Source organism: Mycobacterium sp. IDUB_37 (genome assembly GCF_055419245.1).
The window spans coordinates 213,539-236,104 of record NZ_JBVAXG010000011.1; the positions used below are offsets into that span (position 1 = coordinate 213,539).

The 22,566-nt window shown below is 65.1% G+C and carries 18 protein-coding genes; 10 read left to right on the plus strand and 8 right to left on the minus strand.

The window, feature by feature from the left end:
- Window positions 1-161: 161 nt before the first annotated feature.
- Entirely contained in the window at window positions 162-1,478 is a 1,317-nt protein-coding gene (locus ACZY1I_RS28185; protein ID WP_463760323.1) for a YhgE/Pip domain-containing protein, read from the minus strand.
- A 343-nt stretch (window positions 1,479-1,821) separates the two neighbouring features.
- Between ACZY1I_RS28185 and ACZY1I_RS28190 the strand changes: the two genes are divergently transcribed.
- The 3 genes from ACZY1I_RS28190 to ACZY1I_RS28200 all read left to right on the plus strand — a co-directional run bounded on the left by ACZY1I_RS28190 (window position 1,822) and on the right by ACZY1I_RS28200 (window position 4,919).
- Window positions 1,822-2,544, plus strand: coding sequence for a SanA/YdcF family protein (locus tag ACZY1I_RS28190; RefSeq protein WP_463760327.1), 723 nt, complete (start codon window positions 1,822-1,824; stop codon window positions 2,542-2,544).
- A gap of 511 nt (window positions 2,545-3,055) precedes the next feature.
- The gene (locus ACZY1I_RS28195; protein WP_463760331.1) at window positions 3,056-3,892 is read left to right on the plus strand and encodes a lysophospholipid acyltransferase family protein; all 837 of its coding nucleotides are present in this window, start codon (window positions 3,056-3,058) and stop codon (window positions 3,890-3,892) included.
- 622 nt (window positions 3,893-4,514) lie between these two features.
- Window positions 4,515-4,919: a hypothetical protein gene (locus ACZY1I_RS28200; RefSeq protein ID WP_463760334.1), complete on the plus strand. Its 405-nt coding sequence runs from the start codon at window positions 4,515-4,517 to the stop codon at window positions 4,917-4,919.
- Window positions 4,920-5,118: 199 nt separating this feature from the next.
- Here ACZY1I_RS28200 and ACZY1I_RS28205 read toward each other — a convergent pair whose 3' ends face one another.
- Entirely contained in the window at window positions 5,119-6,438 is a 1,320-nt protein-coding gene (locus ACZY1I_RS28205; RefSeq protein WP_463760403.1) for an FAD-binding oxidoreductase, read from the minus strand.
- 62 nt (window positions 6,439-6,500) lie between these two features.
- Entirely contained in the window at window positions 6,501-7,748 is a 1,248-nt protein-coding gene (gene tap / locus ACZY1I_RS28210; protein ID WP_463760338.1) for a multidrug efflux MFS transporter Tap, read from the minus strand.
- Window positions 7,749-7,822: 74 nt separating this feature from the next.
- Between tap and ACZY1I_RS28215 the strand changes: the two genes are divergently transcribed.
- The 3 genes from ACZY1I_RS28215 to ACZY1I_RS28225 all read left to right on the plus strand — a co-directional run bounded on the left by ACZY1I_RS28215 (window position 7,823) and on the right by ACZY1I_RS28225 (window position 10,854).
- Complete coding sequence (locus ACZY1I_RS28215; protein ID WP_463760341.1) at window positions 7,823-8,635, plus strand: uracil-DNA glycosylase; 813 nt, start codon at window positions 7,823-7,825, stop codon at window positions 8,633-8,635.
- Window positions 8,635-9,756 (plus strand): FAD-binding protein, encoded by a 1,122-nt coding sequence (locus ACZY1I_RS28220; RefSeq protein WP_463760343.1) that lies wholly within the window; start codon window positions 8,635-8,637, stop codon window positions 9,754-9,756. Before ACZY1I_RS28215 ends, ACZY1I_RS28220 begins: the two co-directional genes overlap by 1 nt.
- Before the next feature lie 66 nt (window positions 9,757-9,822).
- A complete protein-coding gene (locus ACZY1I_RS28225) occupies window positions 9,823-10,854 on the plus strand; it encodes an LLM class flavin-dependent oxidoreductase (RefSeq protein WP_463760345.1) in 1,032 nt (343 codons plus the stop codon).
- Between the two features lie 20 nt (window positions 10,855-10,874).
- Here the strand turns inward: ACZY1I_RS28225 and ACZY1I_RS28230 are convergent, their stop codons facing one another.
- On the minus strand, window positions 10,875-14,867 hold the full coding sequence (locus ACZY1I_RS28230) for a diguanylate cyclase domain-containing protein (protein WP_463760407.1): 3,993 nt from the start codon (window positions 14,865-14,867) through the stop codon (window positions 10,875-10,877).
- A 209-nt stretch (window positions 14,868-15,076) separates the two neighbouring features.
- The gene (locus tag ACZY1I_RS28235; protein ID WP_463760348.1) at window positions 15,077-15,505 is read right to left on the minus strand and encodes an HIT family protein; all 429 of its coding nucleotides are present in this window, start codon (window positions 15,503-15,505) and stop codon (window positions 15,077-15,079) included.
- A 70-nt stretch (window positions 15,506-15,575) separates the two neighbouring features.
- Here ACZY1I_RS28235 and ACZY1I_RS28240 point away from each other — a divergent pair, with 70 nt between their 5' ends.
- Complete coding sequence (locus ACZY1I_RS28240; RefSeq protein ID WP_463760352.1) at window positions 15,576-16,964, plus strand: amidase; 1,389 nt, start codon at window positions 15,576-15,578, stop codon at window positions 16,962-16,964.
- On the opposite strand, the gene ACZY1I_RS28245 is transcribed toward ACZY1I_RS28240, so the two are convergent.
- Window positions 16,959-17,462 (minus strand): DNA-deoxyinosine glycosylase, encoded by a 504-nt coding sequence (locus ACZY1I_RS28245; RefSeq protein WP_463760354.1) that lies wholly within the window; start codon window positions 17,460-17,462, stop codon window positions 16,959-16,961. The genes ACZY1I_RS28240 and ACZY1I_RS28245 overlap by 6 nt on opposite strands.
- Window positions 17,463-17,501: 39 nt before the next feature.
- On the opposite strand from ACZY1I_RS28245, the gene ACZY1I_RS28250 reads away from it, so the two are divergent.
- The gene (locus ACZY1I_RS28250) at window positions 17,502-18,620 is read left to right on the plus strand and encodes an adenylate cyclase regulatory domain-containing protein (RefSeq protein ID WP_463760356.1); all 1,119 of its coding nucleotides are present in this window, start codon (window positions 17,502-17,504) and stop codon (window positions 18,618-18,620) included.
- A gap of 248 nt (window positions 18,621-18,868) precedes the next feature.
- Window positions 18,869-19,441 carry a hypothetical protein gene (locus tag ACZY1I_RS28255; RefSeq protein WP_463760359.1) on the plus strand — a complete coding sequence of 191 codons (573 nt, stop codon included), beginning with the start codon at window positions 18,869-18,871 and terminating at the stop codon, window positions 19,439-19,441.
- A 19-nt stretch (window positions 19,442-19,460) separates the two neighbouring features.
- On the opposite strand, the gene ACZY1I_RS28260 is transcribed toward ACZY1I_RS28255, so the two are convergent.
- Window positions 19,461-21,362, minus strand: a complete 1,902-nt coding sequence (locus tag ACZY1I_RS28260) for a serine/threonine-protein kinase PknH/PknJ (RefSeq protein ID WP_463760361.1) — start codon at window positions 21,360-21,362, stop codon at window positions 19,461-19,463.
- 220 nt (window positions 21,363-21,582) lie between these two features.
- On the opposite strand from ACZY1I_RS28260, the gene ACZY1I_RS28265 reads away from it, so the two are divergent.
- Window positions 21,583-21,807, plus strand: a complete 225-nt coding sequence (locus ACZY1I_RS28265; protein ID WP_463760363.1) for a hypothetical protein — start codon at window positions 21,583-21,585, stop codon at window positions 21,805-21,807.
- A 1-nt stretch (window position 21,808) separates the two neighbouring features.
- On the opposite strand, the gene ACZY1I_RS28270 is transcribed toward ACZY1I_RS28265, so the two are convergent.
- On the minus strand, window positions 21,809-22,566 hold a 758-nt coding region (locus tag ACZY1I_RS28270; RefSeq protein ID WP_463760366.1), incomplete at its 5' end, for an ABC transporter permease.

Genomic DNA, 22,566 nt, shown 5'->3' on the forward strand with positions numbered 1-22,566 from the left:
TCGGCATCGGTGGTTTGTGGGATGGTTCGAGCGCGACCGCAATGGTCGTGCCCGTGTTTTCAGGCGGACCCAGCGAAACTCGCTGTTGTAGAACAGTTCTGCGACGGCGACGGCGACGGCGACGGCGACGGCGACGGTGACTGTGCGTTGCTCGGCGACCCTTAGACGTCGACGCCTCGGCGCAGCGGTTTGGTGGCAGTTTCCTCATGGAGATGGATCCGCTCGACGAGGACGTCGTGGCGCAGATATGCCCGCGCTCTGCGCATTCTGAGTTGCGCCCAGATGATGGTGAAACCCAGCAACGCCCCGGCGCACAAACTGAGCAGGCAGGTCGCCAGCGACTGTGTCAGTGCCGCGTCGGCACGACCGTCGATATTGAGCAGGGACCGAATGCCCATGAACGACTGGCGCATTGGCTCGAAGTTGGCGATCCAGCCCAGTAAGCGTGGCGAGGCTTCCAACGGCATGGCGGCGCCCGTCGCGGGCAGCCCGAGAAAGATGAAAACGATGCCGCTGATCACCGCACCCCACTTGCCTAACCCCGAAATCAGGGAGGTGGACAGGACGCCCACGACGCTCACAACAAGCGCGGCAAATACCCAGGTTGCGACGGGGTAGGGGAGCGATACACCCAGCAGCAATGCAATTCCCAGACACACCAATGCCGTTGGCGGAGCGAGTAGTACCGTCAATGACCATCCGACCAGAAGGCTCTGTCGCCGCGACGCCTGGATCCACGTGAGCCTCCAGAACAGAGGCTTGAATCCCGTTGACAGATAGTTCAATAGCGACGTTTGCGTCTTCGCGACCAGGATAGCGGCCGATACTCCGCCGATCACTAGTAGGAGCGACAGGTAGAACGCTTCGGTGCCGGTGTTGGAGCCGGATGTGTCGGGGCCGGTCTCGATATCGATTGGACTGCCCAGCGCCAGGGCTTCAGCGCCTGGTAGTGGCTTGCCCTGATACTGCTGCTGCGCGAGCTGTGTGGAGAGCATCTTTCCGGCCCTAAAATTGGCTACTGCCAGCGCCTTTCGCAAAGCTTTCTCGGCAATTGCGCCAGCGACTGTACCGGCGTGCGGGCTGGTCGAGAGAATGATGACAGGCTTGGCGGGTGGTTCCGTCTGCAGCATGCCGGCCGGTAACGCGAACAGGCGCTGCGAGAAGTCCGCGGGGATTGACACCTGACCGTAGACCGCGGCCGTATCCAACTGGTGGCGGGCTTGATCCGCCGTCAGCACCCGCACGTCGAACTGTTTCTTGTCCATGTTTTTGGCCAGATCATCGGTGATGAACCTGCCAGCAGACCCGTTGTCCTGGTTGACGATTGCGACGGGGAAATGCCGCAGGCTGCCGCTTGGGTTGATCGTGCTGGCGATGTAAAGCAAACCCAACGCGTACATCAATGCAAAGGAGAGCAGGATCGGGCCCAGCCGGCGCCGGAAGACCTGTCTGTGCTGCTGAGGCTGCGGCGATAACACACGAACTCCTTTGACTCACGGTGCACCGGGGCCAAGCGCTCCCCATCGATTGGCCAGGTGAAGGCCTGAGCCAGGGTAGGACCGCCCACCGCGACCTCCGGGTTACGCCGCCCCGATCGTCACCGGGTTGTTTGCGGACCTGTATCGACTAGTGACCGGGTGAATGAGGTAGTTTCCCGTGGCTTGCCGAGGCGTGTGCACCTGCGTGCCGACCGCGGCGCACATCCTTCGGGCGGTGGTGGCCCGTATTGGGCTGCCAGGTACCCGATCCGTATACCTGAGTGTCGCGCTGGGTGACGCGACGTCAACCCGAGGTCAACTTCAGTTCTGGCAGACTCTGTGCATGCGGTTGCGTGACCGTGCGGCGCGAAGTCCGGGCTGGTTCCGGTCTTGGATTCGGCCGCGCGTGATATTGCGACTGGCGGTATTCGCGGTGGTTGCCGCCTTTGTGGTGGCAGCGGGTTCGATCGCCTGGGTCCGCGTGCAGGCGGGTGACTTTGAATACTCGGTCGAAGCTGTGCCCGCGGCCGACGTTGCGCTTGTTCCCGGTGCTGAGGTCCGTCCCAGCGGCGCACCTTCGGGGTATCTGGCCGCCCGCCTTGATATTGCTGGTCGGCTGCTGGCGTCTGGCAAGGTCAAGGCACTCTTGCTCAGCGGCGACAACAGCGTCTCGACCTACGACGAACCCACGGCGATGCGTCGGTATTTGCTGCGCAACGGTGTGCCCGCCGACAAGATCGCTCTTGACTACGCCGGTTTCAGTACTTACGACACTTGCATCCGCGCCTTTCGGATCTTTGGCGTGCGTAAGGCCATCGTGGTCACCCAGGATTTCAGCCTGCCGCGCACCATCGCCTTGTGTCGAAGCGCGGGTATCGAAGCGAGCGGTATCGCTGATGCCGGCGAGGGGCACGACTTCACCTACTACAAGTGTTGGCTGCGCGATCAACTCGCTGCCACCAAGGCCGTCTTCTACATGCTCACCCGCCCCGATCCAAGGTTCCTGGGCAATCAGGAAACCAGTGTTCGGGACGCGATCAACGCGCCTTCGCAATATCGGCCGTAGCTGCCGGTGGCCCGAGTCGTGGTAGCTGCTCCTAGGCAGTGCTGAGAGGGCCTGAACATTCGTCGGGTCCTTCGAGGTGTCCCGGTTTGCGCTGATGTGGGCGCCAATCCGATTATTTAGGAACGCATTTGGGAGAGCATGTCGAGCTCTATTGGCAATCACCCCGCCAGCGGTTGCACCGTGCTGCGGAAATTGAGCCGCACATTCCAAGTCCGGGCAGCGAGGCTGCAGCGCCTGCGAGGCAACGTTGTGGCGAAGAGAGATGTGAGTGGGTAGCAGGTCAGCGCGATCTTCTGCTTTGGCCAGCTGCGTTCGTGGGTACGTCTAGGCACACTCACCAGCGGCGGTGGCTTGGCGCCAGGCAGATGCTTGACAATGAGCGCTAGCAAATGTCCACTACCGTCCGGTGGATCTGCCGGACTATTTAGGAAGGCTGATATGGCAAAAAGGACAACCGCACCGACTCGGTGCAGGGTTGATCACTGTGCGGACGATACGTACCGACGAACCCATGCCTGATACCACTGATCCGCCCGGGCAGTCGCAGCTGACCGCGCCGAGAGGGCCGAGTGAGCAGCTCATGCGCTACTCGAATCCCATCTGGAATTTCCTCTGCGACAACTACTTTCGACTTGAGATCGACGGTTGGGGCCGGATCCCCGACGAGACTTCGCTACTCATTGGCATCCACTCCGGCGGCTCGCTGACGATGGACGCATGGACACTGGTGCATTCCTGGTATCGCCACTTTGAAGGTCGCCGGATACTGCACGGCACCGCGCACGACGTGCTGATGGCTGCGCCCCTGCTCGGTGACTACTTCAGGGCGGCCGGTGTGATTCCGGCGTCCCGTAAGGGCGTCACCGCGGCGCTGGCGGCGGGTCACGACGTGGTTGTGTGGCCGGGCGGCGAGGAAGACGCGATGCGCAGTTGGCGTCTGCGTGACAGGGCGGTGCTGGCCGGCCGCAAGGGATTCGTCCGTCAGGCGATTCGCTCGGGCGTGCCGATCGTCCCGGTGGCGACCATTGGCGGTCACGATACCGTGTTCGTCCTCTCCGAGGGACGGTTCCTCGCGCGCTGGACCGGACTGGGTAAGCGGCTGCGCGGCGTGACGGCGCCAATAATCGTCGGGTTTCCGTTTCCGCTGGCGATTGAGGTCCTGCCGATGCACCTGCCGCTGCCCGCCAAGATCCGCACCGAGTTTCTAGATCCCATCGAGGTTGACTCCGATCCTGATCGCGTCAACGACGATGTCTACGTCGATGCGATCTATCTCAAGGTCGAGCGGGCCATCCAAGAGGTTATGGATCGACTGGCCAAACGCCGCCGATTCCCACTGCTTGGGTGATTGTCGACGTCGACACCGCGCTGATTCATGCGTCCGAGGTTGATGACGTCCGGCTGGCCCGGAGCTATCCGATCTGGATGGATCCGGGTCTCCGTTGACCCCCTGGCAACGATCCTCAATGCCTAGGCGGTCGTCGGGAGGCGACGATCCGATCGCCGCCATCGGGGGCAGCATGCGAAAGTGTCTTGGTTTTGCAAGGGGCGGGCCGCTGGTTGCAGGATGCGTCATCAGGATGCCAAACCCAGTCGCCAGAATGCGTGGCAATCCCATGGAACCGCAGGTAGTGGAGCTGGACGATGCCATGAAGATTGGCAACCGACGCGACAGGTAGAGGCCGCGGGTGGAGCCAATCCGGATAGTTCGCTGCTGCGCTCCGCTGAAAACTTGCTGCCCGGCAATGCCGGCCGTTGGCGGCAACACGTTGGCTTGTTAGTCACCGACGGTATCCGCATGCGTGACCAGGGATAGGCGATGGATTCAACCGTTGCTGCTCCGCACAGCCGCAACAATATTTGTGTTTCATTGTTGTTTGCCCGGTGAAGCACTTAAGCGTCACAGGAGATGCGCTCGTCGATGAGGCAGCGGCGTCGCCTAGTTCGACCCAGGGGGACGGGGGGCCGAGGTGGCGCGGGCGGCGCCTTCGGTGACGGTGGCGCCGGCGGTACGGGCGGTACGGGCGGTGCGGCGCAGGGCGGCATCGGCGGCACCGGGGGCGCTGGGGGCGCGGCTGGGTTCCTCTACGGCAACGGTGGCGCCGGTGGCGACGGTGGCCAGGCCGGGCAGGGCGGAATTTGGGGGCGTCGGCGGTCAGGCCGCGTTCATCGGTAACGGCGGTGCGGGTGGATCCGGTGGATTCGGCTTTACGGTAGACGGCAGTGGCGGCAACGGCGGCGACGCCCAACTGCTTGGCAACGGCGGCAATGCTGGCAACGGCTTCGCTGTTGGAACCTCCCATCCCCTTGGCAATGGTGGCCGTGGCGGTTTGCTCCTCGGCAACGATGGACCGATCGGTCTAACCTACGGCTAGGACACTCCAAGCAACCAAATTGCGGAGGATGCCTCCCGGCCCAGCCGGTGATTCGCGGCGTGGGGCGCCCTCGGAAATGCCGGAGCAGCCGGGGATAGCGGCCACGACGGCTGAGCAATTCGACCGACAGTGAATCCTACGACGCGACACACCGGCGATGCGTCGGACAGTTCACGCTCGGCCGCGCGAGAAGAATGAGCTAAATCCCCGACCCCGGGTTGAGAATCCCCAACGGATCCAACGCCTGCTTGATCCGCCGGTTCAGGTCCATCACATCGGGGCCGAGGTACCCCTCCAGCCACGGCCGCTTCAACCGGCCGACGCCGTGCTCACCGGTGATCGTGCCGCCCAATCCGACTGCGAGATCCATGATTTCGCCGTAGGCCAACTGGGCGCGTTCGGCCATTGCGGCATCGGCGGGGTCGAAGACCAGCAGGGGATGGGTGTTGCCGTCTCCGGCGTGCGCGATCACCGAGATCATCAGGTCTCGCTCCTCGGCGATCCGCGCGATACCGCTGACCAGCGAACCCAGCTCCGGCAATGGCACCCCGACGTCCTCGAGCAGCAGCGATCCCTTTTCTTCGACCGCCGGAATCGCGAACCGCCGCGCCGCGACGAACGCCTCGCCCTCGTCCGGGTCGTCGGTGGAAAACACTTCTGTCGCACCGTTTTCGGCGAAGACCGCAGCCATCACCTCGGCGTCTTCTGCGCCGCCGCGGCCACGTTCGTCGGAGCCGGCCACCAGCATGGCCGCCGCCCCGCGATCGAGGTCCATCCGCAAGATGTCCTCGACGGCATTGATCGCCACCGCATCCATGAATTCCAGCATCGCGGGCCGCAGCCGCGCGCTGACGCCCAACACGGCATCGACGGCCGCCTCGACGGAGGCGAAGCTGGCGACCACCACGCTCAAAGCGTTCTGAGCCGGCAGCAGTCGCAACGTCACCTCGGTGACGACACCCAAGGTGCCTTCGCTACCCACGAACAGCTTGGTCAGCGACAGCCCGGCTACGTCCTTGAGGCGAGGCCCGCCGAGCCGCACCGCGGTGCCGTCCGCCAACACCACCTGCATGCCCAGCACGTAGTCCGTCGTGACGCCGTATTTCACACAGCACAGCCCGCCGGCATTGGTGGCGATGTTGCCGCCGATGCTGCAGATCTCCCACGACGACGGGTCCGGTGGGTACCACAGGCCGTGTTCGGCGACGGCCTTCTTCACCTCGGCATTGAACAGGCCGGGCTGGCAGACCGCGGTGCGGGTGACCGGGTCGACGGTGATGTCGCGCATCTTCTCCGTCGACAGCACGATCCCGTTGTCCACAGCGGTCGCGCCGCCTGACAGGCCGCTGCCGGCGCCGCGGGTCACCACCGGAACCCGGTGGGCTGCCGCCCACCGCATGACGGTCTGCACCTCTTCGGTGCGCCGCGGCCTGACGACGGCCAATGGCTTGCCGGCCGACGGGTCCAGGGCCCGGTCTTGTCGGTAGCCCTCGGTCACGGCGGGATCGGTGACGACCATCCCATCGGGCAGTTCGGCGATCAGGCCTGCCAGCGCGTCCACCGGGCCGATCCTACGGTGCCTCAAGAAGCGGGCTCGGCAACAAATTCTGGCGCACGGTTAAGTTCCCGCAACGACGGCAGTCGGATGCAGATCAGTCCGGTGACCAGGATCGGTACTGCCAGCGCGAAGAACGTCACGTGCAACCCGGCAACGTCGGTCAACGGGCCGGCCAAGAGCAGGCCCAATGGGCCGGCCGCATAGGCCAGTGACGTCATCACCCCGACCACCCGGCCGCGCATATGATCCGGCGCCCGGGTCTGCACCACATAGGCGTAGATCGGCTGGATGGGCCCGTAGACCAGGCCGATCACCGCGCACAGCACCAGAATCACTGGCAGCGGCGGCAGCAGCGCAATGACGGCAGCGGCCACCCCGAGGGTGAGTACGGCGGTCAGCATGATGGTGCGCCGCGACACCCGTCTGGCCACCGCCACGTAGCCAAGCGCGCCGACCAGACCGCCCAGCGACAGCGCCATCAGCACCGAGCCCAGTTGACCCGGCTGATGCCGGTCGCTGAAGTATTTCGGGAACAGCACGCTTTCCATTGGTAGGTACAGGGCCGTGACGGTCAGGTCGATCAGCGCCAGCGTGCGCAACACCCGCAGGCTCCACACAAAGCGCAGCCCCTCGGAGACTCCTGACACCAGTCCCTCCGGCCGGCTCGAGTGCAGCGGCTTGCCGACGCCCTCGAGCCGTAGCCCCGAGATCGCCAGGATGGACGACGCGAATGCCCCTGCCGTGATCCACATCGTGGTGATGCCGCCGACAGTGGCGATCATCAAGCCGCCGATGCCCGGGCCCACCATGAACGCCAGGTTGAGGATCGCCTCGTACACGCTGTTGACCCGGTCCAGCGACCAACCCGCTTTCGCGGCGGCCTCGGGCAGCATCGATTGACGTGCGGTTATCCCGGCCGGGTCGAATGCGGCCGCGCACGCGCCCAACCCCGCCAGCACCGCAACGTTCACTGCCTCGGCCCCGAACGCCCACGCCACCAGCGGAACGGCGGCCACCGCGGCTCCGGAGAGCGTGTCGGCAACCATCGACACCCGGCGTCGACCGAAGTAGTCGACCGCGGTGCCCGCGACCAGTGTGGAGAACAGCAGCGGCAGCGTCGTGGCGCCGGCGACGATCGATGCCTGTCCGGCGCTGCCGCTGCCCTGCAACACCAGCCAGGGAAACGCGACGATCGAGATGCCGTCGCCCGCGCACGCCATCAACGTGGCGAAAAGGACGAGAAATGCCGGGCCGCGGCTCTGCTTGCTCATGAGATATCGCGGCTGAATTTAATGCGAAATCGGCGGTGGAACCACCGAATTTTCTGACAGGGCAGGATAGTTGTGTGCTGACCCATCCCAACACCGGCCAGGCATTCGCGTCGCCGGTCGAACCCGGCTCCGGGTGGCCGGGCGACTACGCGACGGCGCAGACCCCGGTGGCCGGCACCCCCGCGCAGGTCGGCAAGTTGGCGACGCAGGCACGCTCGGTCATCGAACTCGACGCTGCCGTCAGCGTCTGCCGGGCCTGTCCCCGGCTGGTTGCTTGGCGGGAGGACGTCGCCGTCACAAAGCGACGTTCGTTCGCCAACCAGCCGTATTGGGGACGGCCGGTACCCGGCTGGGGATCGGAGCACCCGCGCCTGCTGATCGTCGGGTTGGCCCCGGCCGCGAATGGCGCCAACCGCACCGGGCGGATGTTCACCGGCGATCGGTCGGGTGATCAGTTGTACGCGGCGCTGCATCGTGCCGGGCTGGTGAATCAACCGACGAGCGTCGACGCCGCCGACGGTCTGCGGGCAGAACAGATTCGCCTCGTCGCCCCGGTTCGGTGCGCGCCCCCGGCTAATGCGCCGACGCCAGCAGAACGGGACACGTGTGCGCCGTGGCTGGACGCCGAGTGGCGTCTGGTGTCCGCTGACGTGCGGGTATTGGTGGCGCTCGGCGGGTTCGCCTGGCAGGTGGCGCTGCGTCTGCCGGGCGTGGCACCGGCGCGCAAACCCAAGTTCGGTCACGGCGTTGTTGCCGAATTGGCGTCGGGGAGGTTGCTGGTGGGCTGCTACCACCCGAGCCAGCAGAACATGTTCACGGGTAGGTTGACTCCGGCAATGCTCGATGACGTTTTCAAGGACGCGAAGAAGCTGGCAGGAATTGAGTAATGGTTGAATCGGTTCTGGTTTCCGGCGCCAGTGTCGCGGGGCTGACCGCGGCATATTGGCTGGACCGCAATGGTTATGCGGTCACCGTGGTGGAGCGCCACCCCGGGCTACGGCCGGGTGGGCAGGCGATCGACGTACGTGGCCCCGCGCTGGACGTCTTGGATCGCATGGGCCTGCGCGCCGCCGCCGAAAGCGCCAAGACCAACATCAAGGGTTCGACCGTCGTCGACCGGGACGGCAATGTGTTGTCCGAGGACACCGAATCGACACCCACGGGTGGACCTATCGACAATCCCGACATCGAGCTGTTACGGGACGATCTGGTCGAATTGCTTTACGACGAAACCAAATTGAAGTGCGAGTTCTTGTTCGACGACACGATCGTCGCCCTGGAAAATCTCGGTCCTGCCGTCAATGTGACCTTCGAGAATTCCGATTCCCGCATCTTCGACCTGGTGATCGGAGCCGACGGCCTGCATTCCAATGTGCGCAAGCTGGTTTTCGGGCCGGAGGACCGATTCATCAAGCGCCTCGGGACATTTGCGGCGATCTTCACCGTGCCGAATTTCCTGGACTTGGACTACTGGCAGAAGTGGCACTACGGAGATGCCAGCATGGCGGGCGTCTACAGCGCCCGAAACAACTCCGAGGCCCGCGCCATGTTGGGATTCCTGGACACCGAGCTGCGAATTGACTACCGGGACACCGAAGCTCAGTTCGCCGAGCTGGAAAAGCGGATGGCGGACGACGGCTGGATTCGGCCGCAGTTACTCGAGCTGATGCGTTCGGCACCGGACTTCTACTTCGACGAGATGTCCCAGATCGTGATGGACCACTGGTCGATCGGCCGGGTGGTGCTGGTGGGCGACGCGGCGTATTGCTGCTCGCCGTTGTCGGGGCAGGGGACCAGCGTCGCTCTGCTGGGTGCCACCGTCCTCGCCGGCGAGCTCAAAATCGCCCGGACCGACCACGGTCTCGGCTTCGCGAATTACTTCAAGCGGTTCCATGCGTACACCAAACGCACCCAATTCTTGGCCACCGACAACATTCCGGGCGGTGCGCCCATTTCGCAGGAGCAGTTCGAGATGATCATCAACTCCTTCACATTGCTGAACTACTGATTTGCGATGAACGACTGAGAATCACCGCCCGGGAAGGTTCGCGCGGCCGTAGGCGTTGACTGGAACGTGCGTCTTTCTGTCCTTGATCTCGTACCGGTGCGTACCGACCAGTCGACTTCTACTGCGCTGGCTGCCACTGTGGCGTTGGCCCAGGCCGCCGACCGCCTCGGGTTCACTCGCTACTGGGTCGCCGAACACCACAACATGCCGTCGGTGGGCGCCACCAGTCCGCCGGTGCTGCTCGCTTATCTGGCCGCCCAGACCCGGCAATTGCGGCTGGGGTCGGGCGGTGTGATGCTGCCCAATCACGCGCCGCTGGCGGTGGCCGAGCAGTTCGCGCTGCTCGAGGCCGCCGCGCCGGGCCGGATCGACCTCGGGATCGGCCGGGCGCCGGGCTCCGACCCGGTGACCTCTTACGCGTTGCGGGCCGGCCGGGACGATCGCGATATCGAGAACTTTCCCGAATACCTCGACGATGTCGCCGCGCTGATGAGCGCGCGCGGCGTGCGGGTGCCGTTACGTTCGGGCGATTACACGCTGAAGGCGACCCCGGCAGCGGCCAGTGAACCGCGACTGTGGTTGTTGGGTTCGTCGATGTACTCGGCGCATCTCGCGGCCGCCAAGGGGCTGCCGTACGTCTTCGCCCACCACTTCTCCGGCCAGGGCACCGAAGAGGCGCTGCAGCACTACCGGTCGCAGTTCCGGCCCAGTGCTCTTACGCCTGAGCCGGTGACGTTCTTGACGGTCAACGCCGCTGTCGCCGAAACACGCGACGAGGCAACGGCATTGATGCTGCCGAACCTGCAGATGATGGCCCGGCTGCGGACCGGACAACCACTCGGTCAGGTGCAGCTTGTCGAGGACGCCGCGGTGGAGAAGCTGACGCCTGCGCAGCAGCACATCGTGGACAGTGGCCTCGAGCGGGCCGTCGTCGGATCACCCGACGAAGCTGCTGGACAGCTGCGCGCCCTGGCCGAACGATTCGACGTCGACGAGGTGATGGTGCACCCGGTCGCGTCGGCCTACCGGGGCACGGACCCCTCCGCCGCGCCCGCCCGGGTGGCGACGTTGGAGCTGCTGGCCAAGGAGCTCTTCTGAGCTAACTGGCGGCCGGCCCGCTAGTCGTGGACGTGTGCTTCCTGCGGTTGGCTCTTGGCAGGATCGGGGGCGTGTGTCCTTATCCAGGGCAGCAGGTCGCTGCCGGGCAACGGCGGCGTATGCACGAAGCCCTGGGTGATGGTGCACCCGTATTGTCGCAGCGCGCGCAGGGTCCCCTCTTCCTCGACGCCCTCGGCTACCAGATCCGCGCCGAGGCTCGCTGCCAACGCGACGGTGGAGCGCACGATCGCGACGGAGCGCGGGTCTTGCGAGAGTCGGGCCACAAACACCCGGTCGAGTTTCAACTCGTCCACCGAAACGTCCTGCAGGCGAGCCAGCGAAGACCATCCGGTGCCGTAGTCGTCCAGTGATATGCGAACACCGAGACGCTGCAGCGCGGCGACCGTCTTTCGCGACCGGGACGAGTCCATCAGGGTGCTTTCGGTGATCTCGATGATCAGCTGATCAGCCGGCAATCCATAGTCGTGCAGAAGCCGCTCAAGGGTGCCGACGAGGTCGAGGTCGAGCAGATTGGTCGTCGAGAGATTCACCGCCACGATCAGGGGCATGCCCTGCTCGCGCCAGATTCTGGCCTGTTCGAGGGCGACGTTGACCGTTCGGTAGGCCACCTTGCGCATCAGGCCGGCGCGTTCGGCACCGGGCAGGAATTCCTCGGGCAGCAGCAATCCGCGGTTGGGGTGATGCCAGCGCAACAGCGCTTCGACGCTGTGCACACTGCCGTCACCGGAATTGATCTTGGGCTGGTAGTGACACGTCAGCTCGGTGCCGTCGACGAGTGCAACGCGCATTTCCTCGATGAGGTTCGGGTCGTTCTCGCGGTACAACTCAAAAGCCGTTTCGTACACCGCCATTTTGCTCTTTGCTGTCCTGGCTTGCGGAATCGCCGTCTCAGCGCGGTTCAGCAATTCCTGCGGATGGTCGCAATGGTCGGGGTACAGCGCGATGGCGATGCGACCTTCCACCTGAACGGTCATGGGATCCAACGCAAATGGCGCACTCAGCGCCTCGATCAACCGACCCGCCTGAGCGCGCGCGGCGATGAGGTCCGCCCCCTCGCCAAGCAAGATCGCGAACTCTTCCTCGCCGGAGCGCGCGAGCAGATCCTCGCGACGTACGTTCTGCGACAGTCGATTTGCGACTTGGCACAGCAACTCGTCACCAAAGTGCTCTCCGACCGAGTCGTTGATCTCTTGAAACTCGCAGAGCTGCAATAAGAGTAGCGCCCGACGAGCCGGTGTCCGCCTCATAGGCATCGGCCCGACCAGCGGCCCGGTGTTGGTAACCGGCGCCGCGGTCAACGCGGTCGCCAGCGACCGCCGGTTCGGCAGCGTGGTCAACTCGTCGGTCATCGCGTGCTTGTAACTCTCGGCCAGAATGGTGACATCACGGAAGGTCACCGAGAATCGCGCCGCAACGGCGACCAGACTCAGCGCGGCAAGCGTTGCAGCGAGTCGTGAGTCGTTCCCCACGGCCGTAACGGCAAACGCCACGGCGGTGCACGTCACCGGTGCAACATAGGAGCTGAGTGTCCGTTTCGGCGCGGGTGGCACCGACGACCAAGGCGCCCAACTCGCCAAAGCCAGCAGGAGCGACGACACGGGCCAGAATGCGTCGAGCAGCGTGCCGACTCGGTAGTCGGCGGCCGAGGTCTCGAAGAGATAAGCCGTGTCCGCGACCGCGAACAGGACAAAGCCGACCACCAGCAGGCCCCAGCGAAACTCTTTGCGCCAGCCCAGTATTGGCAGCATTCCCGCGGCCAGGGCCAACAGCATCAAATCGCCCCACGGGTAAATCAGGCCCACCAGGACGGTGGCCGGTGTGTGTATTGCCGCCGCGTGGATGGGCCCGGCCGCCAGCGCCGCAGCCACCGAGGCTGCAGCCAATCCGCAGACCAGGGAATCCAGGCGAACCGGAACGGGCACCCGTTTGAGCCGCGTACGCATGAGCAGCAGCAGACCGATGTAGGCAAGCGGATAGAACGCCAGGTATGCCGGATCGGCGATCGACGGCGACTGCCCATTCGGCACCCACCGGGAGTAGATGATGTCGCCGGCCGCTGACGATGCCATGCCGATCGCGATGAGAATCCACGCGAGGCGATCTGCCCGGACCCGGATGGCTCGAATGGCGATCAACACCGCCGCGAACAAGTTCAATCCCGGATAGAGGACATTCGCGAAGAACGGGGTGTGGTCGGCGCGCAAGTCGGGCCAACATGACGATGCGAAAACGAGCACACCAATTGTCAAGGCTGTCAGGGAAATTCGGATTCCTGTTGGAGGCCATCGAACACTGGGTGCCACGTCGTGCGTCCGGTCGGCAATCGGCGTCGCCGCGCCGGAGCCCGGCTTGACCGTGCTGGCCAGAGCCGTCACGTTGGCGGAACTGCCCGCCGGGCCGAAGACGCTCGCCACGCCTCGGTGGAGTCGCCCGTTGTCGAAGCCGTTTTCCAGGCCGCTGGTGAATTCGGCCATGTCGGCCAGATCCGGCAGCTCATAGGGCAGCGGCCAGTCCGGTACGAAACTGCGAATGCACTGGCCCCCATCGCGTTTGGCGGCATACATGGCCAGGTCGGCGTGCCGGAGCAATTCGTCGACGCTGCAGCGGGACTCGGGAGCGGTCACCGTGAACCCGATGCTCGGTCGGACCGACAACGGAACGCCGTCGATCACGATCGCCTTGTCGAACGATTCCAGGACCCGTTGCGCAGTCGTATGTGAGTCTTCCGCGGGGCCTTCGAGGACGACGGCGAATTCGTCGCCACCGAGTCGTGCGACGGTGCCGGCCTCGCCGATTGCCGTGGTCAATCGTCCGGCTACCCGGACCAGAAGTTCGTCTCCGGCCGGATGGCCGAGGGCGTCGTTGACCGACTTGAAGTTGTCCAGATCCAGGCACATCACCGCGATCGGGACGGCGTCCTGCTGACGACGCACGAGAGCCTGCTCCAGTTTGTGCAGGAAGTTGGCTCGGTTGGCCAGACCGGTCAGGCTGTCCCGGAAAGCCTCCTGGGCCACCTCGGTCAACAATCCCTGATTTTCGACGAGCACTACGAGTTGCCGGATAAGCACCGCCGCCACCAGAATCCCCAACCCGACCAGCAACGGTCCGTGCTGCATCAGCCGTAGCGCATGGCCCAGACCGAGCGCGGCCGCCAAAACCAGCGGGAAGTAGGGCAACCAGAGCCGGGCGCGGGAGGTGATGTCGTTTTGTGGTGGCGCCGTCGGGGGCTCTCCGACGCTGACCATGCCGGCCAGTGTCACGAAGCCCAAACCGGCCACTCGGCTTACGTCAATGAAATCACCGCTGTGATATGTGCCGACCCCGGTTTGAAACACGACCAGGATGTCGGCCAACGCGATAGTCAGAATTCCGCCGGCGAGCAGGGTCATGCTGCGGCGCCCGCCGGGTCTGCCCCGTGACAGCACCAGGATCGAAGCCGTCATGAGCGCAACGTCGCCGACGATGTGCACCACCGTGACGGGCCCAGAACTGCTCGGCTCCCTCAGTAGTTTGTCCAGGACGAACACCCACGAGACCACGAACAACGATGTCGAAACGATGATGCCGTCCAGCCACAACCGCAACAGGTCGTGCCCGTCTGCATTGGACAGCAGTATCAGAGCTGCCAGCGCCCCGATCGGGAACAGCAGTAGCACGATCTCGCCGGCGGCCGGATGGCTGGCGTGCTCCACCTGAGAGCGCACGTCATAAGCCGCCCAGATGACCTCACCGACGGCCCAGGCGCCAAGAGCAACCGCCACAGCCAGCCAGCCGTTTCTACGGCGACCGTGCGCGCCGCGGGCCGCCCTACACGCAGCTGCCAGCGCGAATGCCAGGCACAGCAGGTTCGCGAACTGGTCGACCGGCCTCGTTGCGTACGGCCCGTGCCAGCCGAAAATCGCGGAAGCGCCGACCAGGGCCGCTGCAAGAGCGTATGCGCCGACGACGGCACAGCTGATGCCCATCTTCAGCCCAGTAAGCGGGCACGGCATTACCGTCCAGCGCTTCATTCCTGCTCCAGCTCGCACGCAGCGCAGACAAAGTGCCTAAAAACTTTGCCTTGTACTCATAGAGTAAACCGTTATTACGCAACCGTCAGTACTGGTGGTCTGTTTTGGTGGCGTATTTCGGTCCTTCGGTATGAACTGGGCACACGGAACGATGTCTCGGCATCCCCAAAACCAGCCTTACAAGACCAGTCTTACTCGTGCCCGTCGATCTGTGCCAGCCCCTCGCGCAGGATTCTTGCGGTGCCCTCCCGGTCGGGATCTCGGCGCAGCAGCATGCCCTTGGCCACTGAGAGCTTGTCGCCCTCGCGCCTGGGCAGTACGTGCAGATGAATGTGGAATACCGTCTGGAACGCGGCGCGGCCATCGTTGATGCCGATATTGGTCGCGTCGGCCAGTTCGGTCGCCCGGGCAGCCTGCGCGATGCGTTGACCGATGGCGACCATTCCGGCCAGGGTCTCGGCTGGCGTGTCGGTCAGGTCCACACTGTGTCGTTTGGGGATCACCAGCGTGTGGCCCCGGGTGAACGGCCTGATGTCGAGGATTGCCAGGTAGTGGTCGTCTTCATGGATCCGGATCGCCGGGGCGTCACCGGTCGCGATCGCACAGAACACGCAGGACATCTCGTCACCGTACTTGGGGCCCGCACACCAGGGTCCGAGGCTGCCGAACTGCGCGGGATACGCTGCGGCAGTGGACCCTAGCGATCTCGCGTTCGTCGGCGCCGCCGAGCAGGCGCGGCTGCTGGCCGGCGGCGAAATCACGGCCCCGCAACTTCTCGAGGTCTACCTGGAACGCATCGAGCGGCTGGACAGCCAACTGCGGGCCTACCGCGTGGTGCGATACGACGGCGCGCGTCAGGAAGCCGAGATCGCCCAACGGCGCCTCGACGCGGGCGAGCGGCGACCGCTACTCGGAGTGCCGGTCGCGATCAAGGACGACGTCGACGTCGCCGGTGAAGTCACGACCTACGGCAGCGGCGCGCACGGCCCGGTAGTGGCCGACGATGCCGAGGTGGTCAGCCGGTTGCGTGCGGCGGGTGCGGTCATCATCGGCAAGACCGCCGTGCCAGAACTGATGATCATGCCGTTCACCGAGTCGTTGACATTCGGGGCCACTCGCAACCCGTGGAACCCCCGTCGTACACCGGGGGGCAGCAGTGGCGGCAGCGCTGCGGCCGTCGCGGCCGGCCTGGCCCCGATGGCGTTGGGATCCGACGGGGGCGGCTCGATTCGCATTCCGGCCACCTGGTGCGGTCTGTTCGGACTGAAACCGCAGCGGGACCGGATCTCGCTGGAGCCGCACGACGACGCGTGGCAGGGGCTCAGTGTCAATGGCCCGATCACGCGATCGGTGTTGGATGCGGCGCTGCTGCTCGACGCGACGAACACTGCGCCCGGTCCCGCCGGCGAGTTCGAGGCTGCGGCGGCCCGCTCGCCCGGTCAGCTGAAGATTGCGCTGAGCACCAAAGTTCCAACGCCGTTGCCGGTGCGAGTCGGCAGGGCGCAATTGACAGCGGTCGAGCAGGCGGGCGCCTTGCTGCGGGACCTCGGTCACGAGGTGGTCGTCCGGGATCCGCACTATCCGGCCTCGCTCTACGCCAACTACCTGCCCCGCTTTCTGCGCGGAATCGCCGACGACGCGGACGCCCAAGCGCACCCCGAGCGATTGGAAGCACGCACTCGCGGCATCGCCCACCTCGGCTCGTTCTTCTCCGACCGGCGGATGGCGGCGTTGCGCAGCGCCGAGCCAGGTTTGAATGCCCGGATCCAATCGATTTTCGACGACGTCGACGTCGTCATCACGCCGGGCACCGCGGCCGGACCATCACGAATCGGCGCCTATCAACGCCGGGGCGGCGTCTCGACCCTGTTGTTGGTTGCGCAGCGGGTCCCGTACCAGCAGATCTGGAATCTGACCGGCCAGCCTGCTGCCGTAGTTCCGTGGGATTTCGACGACGACGGGCTGCCGATGTCAGTGCAACTGGTCGGCCGGCCCTACGACGAGGCGACGCTGTTGTCGCTCTCGGCTCAGATCGAAGCCGCCCGGCCGTGGGCGCAACGGCGCCCGCCGGTGTCATAAATCCGGTCGGTCTTCGCGAATTACCTTCCAAGCGGCAAGTTTTCGGGCCGGCGCGATCGCATGCGCCGGACTGGTCGACGGCAGCCGCTGACTCGGCAACGATCGAGCGGGTACCAGGCGTTCGAATAGCCCGGCCGCTTTCGCGCCGTTGCAGTAGACCTGCGTGATTGCCGGGTAGTCGACGAACAGTGCTCCAAAATCGTTGGTCACCAGACTCTTCGGGTCGATCGCCGCATCCGCGCTGCCGATCCTGCGGCAGCTGCGCAACACGTCCCACAGCGCGATTCGGCGTGCCTGCAGCTCGGCCACTCTGATGGGATACGTTGCCGTGCAGTCGAATCCGAGAATTTCGCCCATGATCGGCCAGAACGCGTTGCGCGGATTCGCGTAGTACTCACCGGCCGCCAGGGATAGCACGCTGGGAAAGGAGCCGAGGATCAGCACCGAGGCGCGCTCATCCACCACGGGTGGGAGTCCTTCGAGCAGTGGTGTGGTCATCACCTCACATCATCACCTGCCGGCGCTAACGTTGAGGCCGTGGACGGTATCGAGGATTTGCTCGAAGGGCTCGAAGGCACCCAGCGCACCGAGCGTGCCGAGTTGGTGGAGTGGCTGCTCGAGCAGGGCATCAGCGTAGAAGAAATCCGATCGACCAACCCGCCGCTGTTGCTCGCTACCCGACATCTGATCGGCGACGACGGGACCTATGTGTCCACTCGCGAGATCAGCGAGAACCAGGACATCGACCTGGTGTTCCTGCAACGGATACAGCGCGCGATTGGCCTGGCTCGGGTGGACGACCCGGATGCGGCCGTACATATGCGCGCCGACGTCGAAGCCGCCGCTACCGCTCAGCAGTTCGTCGAATTCGGGCTGCCGCCCGACCAGGTGGTCGCGGTGGTGCGGGTGCTTGCCGAGGGTCTGTCACACGCTGCCGAGGTGATGCGCTACACCGCGTTGTCGGCGATCATGCGACCGGGAGTCAGCGAAGTGCAGATTGCCCAGGCGTCCAAAGCGCTGATCAGCAAGATCGCGCCACTGCTCGGCCCGATGATCCAGGAAATGCTGTTCATGCAGTTGCGGCACATGATGGAGACCGAATCGGTCAACGCCGGCGAACGGGCTGCTGGGAAGCCGTTGCCGGGCGCGCGTCAGATCAGCGTCGCCTTCGCCGACCTCGTCGGGTTCACCAGTCTGGGTGAGGTGGTCTCGGCCGAGGAGTTGGGGCAACTCGCCGGCCGGCTGGCTGATTTGGCGCGCGACCTGACTTCTCCGCCGGTGCGCTTCATCAAGACGATCGGCGATGCGGTGATGTTCGTCTGCCCTGACCCGGCGCCGTTGCTGGACACGGTCCTCAAGCTGGTTGACATGGTCGACACGGACGACGCGTTCCCCCGGCTTCGGGCCGGAGTCGCCTCCGGCATGGCGGTCAGCCGGGCAGGTGACTGGTTCGGCAGTCCGGTCAACGCCGCGAGCCGGATTACCGGAGTGGCGCGGCCGGGGACGGTCTTGGTCGCCGAGTCGGTCCACGAGGCGCTGACCGAGGACGGCGATGACTCCGGCTTTCAGTTCTCATTCGCCGGCGGGCGTCGCCTCAAGGGCATCAAGGGGGAGACGAAGGTGTTTCGGGTTCGCCGAGGCTCTGGGACTGCTTAGTTCCGGCACATGGGCAGGCCCGGCGCGACTCTGGGGGGCGTTACTGACTCCGACTAATGCGGGTCTGACGCGTCCGGTCTTCACCCTTCTTCCGGCACTTGAGAGTTGGTCGCTTCCGGGCCTGCTTCACCTTCAAAAGTACAACTGCCATTACTCGATGGCAACGATTTTTCTCCCATCGTTGCTCGTCAAGTTCGCCGACGGAGAAACAGCCTCGAATTACTTTGCAACGGTGTAATCATGTAATCATGAAACTACACAATCATGGGCGCCGGCACGGGCGTTCCGGAGGCTGGCAGCAAGCTGAGCAACCCGACGCCGGCGGCGCGGCCGAATGGTTCGCCGGGCGTCTGCCCGAAAGCTGGTTCGACGGCGATCCCACCGTCATCGTCGATCGCGAGGAAATCACCGTCGTTGGAAAGCTGGCGGCACCGGGCTCCGAGGAAAGCGCCGCACGCGCCGAAGGTCGGGTTTCGCGGTTCCGCGAAGAGACCCGTCCGGAGCGGATGGCCATCGCCGAGGAAGCGCAGGACCGCTACGGGCGCAAGGTGTCTTGGGGCGTCGAGGTCGCGTCCGACTCCGGTAGCGAGCGGATCCTGTTCACCCACATAGCGGTGCCTGTAATGACGCGCCTCAAGCAACCGGAGCGCCAGGTGCTGGACACATTGGTGGACGCCGGTGTTGCGCGGTCGCGCGCGGACGCGCTGGCCTGGTCGGTCAAACTGGTCGGTGAGCACACCGAGGAGTGGCTCGCCAAGTTGCGCACCGCCATGTCGGCGGTCGACGACGTGCGCGCCGAAGGGCCCGACCTGTCCGGCTAACCGGGGCAGGCTGGCGGGGCTACTTCTCGTTGTTGACTTTGGTGATCATCTGGTCGGCGATCCGACTGCCCTGATCGCTGATCTGGTACCCGCACGCGTTCACGTCCACGATCACGTTGTTGGCAACTTCCATCACCCGCTGGCACTCCCAGCCGTTGGCGCCCTCCTGAGTGTCGGTCACCATGATCTTCGGCGAGGAACCCTGGATGTCAGAGAAGGTCCAGCGATAGGTCTTGCCCTTGTTGTTGATGGTCACCGTCTTGCCGGCGCAGTTCTTCCACTTGTCGAGCGACGTCTGCAGATAGGACTGGGCCTTATCCGCGGTGGGGAAAGTGACGGCAGCCTGGTTGACCCAGTGGTCGTAGTTGTCGCCGGGCTCAGATGACACCAGTCCGCTGAGCCCGGTGTACCCACTACCGGAATAGGCCGGCCCCTGGCTGGTGTACATCGCACCCTGGCAGTCCGGTATCGACACCGTCACCGGCGAGGAGTCCACCGTCGTGATCGGCTTTCCGGGTTGCATGTTGTACGCACCCATGACCGCGTTGACCTCCGCCGGGCTCAGCAGCAGCGAGCTCAGCCGGTCCTCCGCGATGGGCTTCAGCTTGGGCGCAGGCTTGGGTTTGACGGCCAGCCAGATACCCACCGCGCCGACGACGAGCACCAGCATGATGGCGACGCCGGCAACGATGGGCCACGGGTTGCGTTTGCCCGCCGAAGGTGGCGGCTGCCCCTGGTGCCAAGTGGGCAACGGGGCCGATGGTTGCTGCGGTATCGGCGTGCTCGGCGGGCCACCCGACCAGCCGCCGCTCGGCGGGTAGTGCGGGGGGTTCTGCGGCGCCGAGATCGGGCCGCTGGGTGCCCACCCGGGATGGCCGGCCGGCGCGGAGGGCCGCTGCTGCGGGCCCGACAAACCAGAACTGTCCTGGTACTGCGGCCGCGAGGACGGCGGCGGTGTGGACGGGGGCCGCGACGGTGGCGCTAAGACGGTGGCCGGCAATGTCTGCGATGCCGGCGGTGACGGCGGGCCGGGCAGCGTGGCCTCCTGGCTGCGCCGCACGATGTTGGAGGCGTGGTCCTGATCGGGGTCGCTGAGTGCGTCGTGAGCGGCCAGAGCCAGATCGCCCGCGCTGGCGTAGCGGTCCTCGGGCCGCTTGGCCATGCCGCGCGCGATCACCGCGTCAAAACTCTTCGGGATGCCCGCGCGCTGCGCGCTGACCTGCGGGACCGGGTCCATCAGATGCGCCGTCACCAACGTGCCGGCGCTGTCGTGCCGGTAGGGCGGACCGCCGGTCAGCGCCTCGTAGAGGACGCAGGCCAGGGCATAGATATCGGCGCGGTAGGTGACCTCGTCGTTGGAAAAGCGTTCTGGCGCCATGTATTTCCAGGTTCCGACGGCGGTGCCCAGCTGGGTCAGCTTCTCGTCGGTGGTGGCGCTGGCGATGCCGAAGTCGACCAGGTAGGCGAAGTCGTCGCGGGTGACCAGGACATTGGGGGGTTTGACGTCGCGGTGCATGACACCCGCGGCATGGGCGGCATCGAGTGCCGAGGCGACCTGGGTGATGATTGCGACCGCGCGCGGCGGGGTCAGCGGGCCGAAGCGTTTGAGCAGGTTGTCCAGGTCGGTGCCCTCGATGAGCCGCATCTCGAGGTACATCTGGCCGTCGATCTCGCCGTAGTCGTGGATGGGCACCACGTGCGGTTCCATCAGACGGCCGGCGATGCGGGCTTCGCGCTTCATCCGCTCCCGGAACACCGGGTCCTTGCTGAACTCGGCGGTCATCAGCTTGACGGCGACGGTCCATTCCTTGACGGTGTGCTCGGCCTCGTAGACCTCGCCCATCCCGCCCCGGCCCAGCAACCGTTTGAGCTGATAGGGCCCGAACATCGACCCCACACGCGAGTCCTGCGTGTCGCTCATCGCTGATCCTCTCAATCAACTCGCAATGCCGCCGACACTATCAACATCCGCCTGCTCGCAGAGGCAACCGCAAGTGCAGGCGATGCCGTTCCATCCCCGTTCGCAACGGTATCCAGGGCCGGGCCGACTGCGCCAAGAATCCGCCAAGCATGCGGCAAGCCCGGCGGCAGAACCTTTCCCAAGACGCCAAACCGAGTTCGGGCCACGAAAAGGGATATCAATGCTGACCACCGCCGAGACCGACCGCCAGGCCCAGCTTGTCGCGATGTTGGCCCTCGCCGCGATAGTCGTAGTGGTGGCGCTGGTTCCGGCCTCGTGGCGTCCCGCCGTGAGGCGCACATGGTCATACGGGGTGTACTACCTCGGCTACCGACTGCTGTCGGTTCAGATTTCCTGCGGTTCGCTGGCCGTCAGCAGCGTCCCGTTCGTCATGAAGCACATCTGAACTACTTCCGGGTCGAGCGATGTGGGCCGCGCCGTCGCAACCAAAGCATGGTCAGCAAAATCAGAATCACCGCTTGCAGTGCACACGCCCCCGCGGCCGTCAACCAGCCGCTGACGTCGTAGTCCCACAGCGGATCCTGGTCGCCGCCGGTGGTCCGGCGCAGGTCGTTGAGGTCCACCGTCGCCGCGGCCATCGCGTAGGCCCATCGGGAGGGGGACAGCCAGGCCAGTTGTTCCAGCGGGATGCGGTCTTTGACGGGGAACATTCCTCCGCAGAGCACGAGTTGGGCCATGACGACCACGACCAGCACTGGCATGCCGCGATCGGCGTTGCCGATGAGCGCCGAGATCAGTAAGCCCAGGACCATCGACACCATGGTGACTGCGAGGACTGCCACAGCAATCTCGAGTCGCGGCCATGGCAGCACGATCGACTGGTCCGGTGGGGGTAGGAAGGCGACGCCGAGGAATCCGAGGATCAGTCCTTGGAGGCCGGTGATTACGCCCAGGACGGCGAGTTTGGAGGCGAGGTAGGCGCCGCCGGAGAGTCCGATGTTGTGTTCACGCTGGTAGATGGCCTGCTCTTTGACAATCTCCCGGATCGCCGTGGCGCAGCCCATCAGCCCGCCGCCGATGATGAGCAGCACCAGGAGCTGTCCGGGCTGCGACGACATCGTGTCGGCGGCTGCGGCGAGGGAGAGTCCGGCGTCGCCGGGGACGGCGTAGGTGAACAGGCTCAGGAGCAGGGGTAGGGCGAGTA